The sequence below is a fragment of the Vibrio sp. S234-5 genome (assembly GCF_000960595.1).
In the GTDB taxonomy this organism is placed as follows: domain Bacteria; phylum Pseudomonadota; class Gammaproteobacteria; order Enterobacterales; family Vibrionaceae; genus Vibrio.
Window position 1 is genome coordinate 1 of the sequence record NZ_JZAM01000116.1, and the last position, 3025, is coordinate 3025.

Here is a 3025-nt window from a genome sequence, read left to right on the forward strand (position 1 = left end):
GAGTCCACCAAAACCCTTTGGGTGTTGTATGGTTAAGCCTCACGGGCAATTAGTACAGGTTAGCTCAACGCCTCACAGCGCTTACACACCCTGCCTATCAACGTTCTAGTCTCGAACAACCCTTTAGGATACTTAAAGTATCAGGGAAGACTCATCTCAGGGCTCGCTTCCCGCTTAGATGCTTTCAGCGGTTATCGATTCCGAACTTAGCTACCGGGCAATGCGTCTGGCGACACAACCCGAACACCAGAGGTTCGTCCACTCCGGTCCTCTCGTACTAGGAGCAGCCCCCTTCAATCTTCCAACGCCCACGGCAGATAGGGACCGAACTGTCTCACGACGTTCTAAACCCAGCTCGCGTACCACTTTAAATGGCGAACAGCCATACCCTTGGGACCGACTTCAGCCCCAGGATGTGATGAGCCGACATCGAGGTGCCAAACACCGCCGTCGATATGAACTCTTGGGCGGTATCAGCCTGTTATCCCCGGAGTACCTTTTATCCGTTGAGCGATGGCCCTTCCATTCAGAACCACCGGATCACTATGACCTGCTTTCGCACCTGCTCGAACCGTCATTCTCGCAGTTAAGCGGGCTTATGCCATTGCACTAACCTCACGATGTCCAACCGTGATTAGCCCACCTTCGTGCTCCTCCGTTACTCTTTGGGAGGAGACCGCCCCAGTCAAACTACCCACCAGGCACTGTCCGCGACCCCGATAAGGGGCCAACGTTAGAACATCAAACATACAAGGGTGGTATTTCAAGGACGGCTCCAACGCAACTGGCGTCACGTTTTCAAAGCCTCCCACCTATCCTACACATGTAGGGTCAATGTTCAGTGCCAAGCTGTAGTAAAGGTTCACGGGGTCTTTCCGTCTAGCCGCGGGTACACTGCATCTTCACAGCGATTTCAATTTCACTGAGTCTCGGGTGGAGACAGCGTGGCCATCATTACGCCATTCGTGCAGGTCGGAACTTACCCGACAAGGAATTTCGCTACCTTAGGACCGTTATAGTTACGGCCGCCGTTTACCGGGGCTTCGATCAAGAGCTTCGACCGAAGTCTAACCCCATCAATTAACCTTCCGGCACCGGGCAGGCGTCACACCGTATACGTCATCTTGCGATTTTGCACAGTGCTGTGTTTTTAATAAACAGTTGCAGCCACCTGGTATCTGCGACTCTCGTCAGCTCCATCCGCGAGGGACTTCACCATCAAGAGCGTACCTTCTCCCGAAGTTACGGTACCATTTTGCCTAGTTCCTTCACCCGAGTTCTCTCAAGCGCCTTGGTATTCTCTACCCGACCACCTGTGTCGGTTTGGGGTACGATTGCTTATAATCTGAAGCTTAGAGGCTTTTCCTGGAAGCAGGGCATCAATGACTTCACTGCCGTAGCAGCTCGACGTCGTGTCTCAGCCTTAAGAGTATCCGGATTTACCTAAACACTCAGCCTACGCACTTGAACCAGGACAACCGTCGCCTGGCCCACCTAGCCTTCTCCGTCCCCCCATCGCAATTATAAGCAGTACGGGAATATTAACCCGTTTCCCATCGACTACGCCTTTCGGCCTCGCCTTAGGGGTCGACTTACCCTGCCCCGATTAACGTTGGACAGGAACCCTTGGTCTTCCGGCGGGGAGGTTTTTCACCCCCCTTGTCGTTACTCATGTCAGCATTCGCACTTCTGATACCTCCAGCATGCTTTACAACACACCTTCAACGGCTTACAGAACGCTCCCCTACCCAATGTGCTAAAGCACATTGCCGCAGCTTCGGTTTACAGCTTAGCCCCGTTACATCTTCCGCGCAGGCCGACTCGACTAGTGAGCTATTACGCTTTCTTTAAATGATGGCTGCTTCTAAGCCAACATCCTAGCTGTCTAAGCCTTCCCACATCGTTTCCCACTTAGCTGTAATTTGGGACCTTAGCTGGCGGTCTGGGTTGTTTCCCTCTCCACGACGGACGTTAGCACCCGCCGTGTGTCTCCCGGATAGTACTTACTGGTATTCGGAGTTTGCAAAGGGTTGGTAAGTCGGGATGACCCCCTAGCCTTAACAGTGCTCTACCCCCAGTAGTATTCGTCCGAGGCGCTACCTAAATAGCTTTCGGGGAGAACCAGCTATCTCCGAGTTTGATTGGCCTTTCACCCCTAGCCACAAGTCATCCGCTAATTTTTCAACATTAGTCGGTTCGGTCCTCCAGTTGATGTTACTCAACCTTCAACCTGCCCATGGCTAGATCACTCGGTTTCGGGTCTAATGCTAGCAACTATACGCCCAGTTAAGACTCGGTTTCCCTACGGCTCCCCTATGCGGTTAACCTTGCTACTAACATTAAGTCGCTGACCCATTATACAAAAGGTACGCAGTCACACCACGAAGGTGCTCCTACTGCTTGTACGTACACGGTTTCAGGTTCTATTTCACTCCCCTCACAGGGGTTCTTTTCGCCTTTCCCTCACGGTACTGGTTCACTATCGGTCAGTCAGGAGTATTTAGCCTTGGAGGATGGTCCCCCCATATTCAGACAGGATAACACGTGTCCCGCCCTACTCGATTTCACTGAACATGCGCCTATGACTACGGGACTATCACCCGGTATCGTTGGCCTTTCCAGACCATTCGTCTAACGCATGTAAAGCTTAAGGGCTAATCCAATTTCGCTCGCCGCTACTTTCGGAATCTCGGTTGATTTCTTTTCCTCGGGGTACTTAGATGTTTCAGTTCTCCCGGTTCGCTTCGCTGCACTATGTATTCATGCAGCGATACTGGCTTATGCCAGTGGGTTTCCCCATTCGGAAATCGGTGACTCAAGTGGCTGTTACTGCCTCATCACCGCTTATCGCAAGTTACTACGTCCTTCATCGCCTCTGACTGCCAAGGCATCCACCGTGTACGCTTAGTCACTTAACCATACAACCCGAAAGGGTCTTTGTTAAACAACCAAGGTTCGCTATCTCATTATTTGAATGAGCGAGATAGCATTGATTTGCCGGACTCAATTTTGAATCGTCACTATA

The 3025-nt window shown here is 51.6% G+C and carries 1 rRNA gene; it reads right to left on the reverse strand.

Annotation, left to right across the window (positions count from 1 at the left end):
* Positions 1 to 28: 28 nt before the first annotated feature.
* A 23S ribosomal RNA gene (locus UF06_RS04355) occupies positions 29 to 2918 on the reverse strand.
* Positions 2919 to 3025 lie beyond the last annotated feature (107 nt).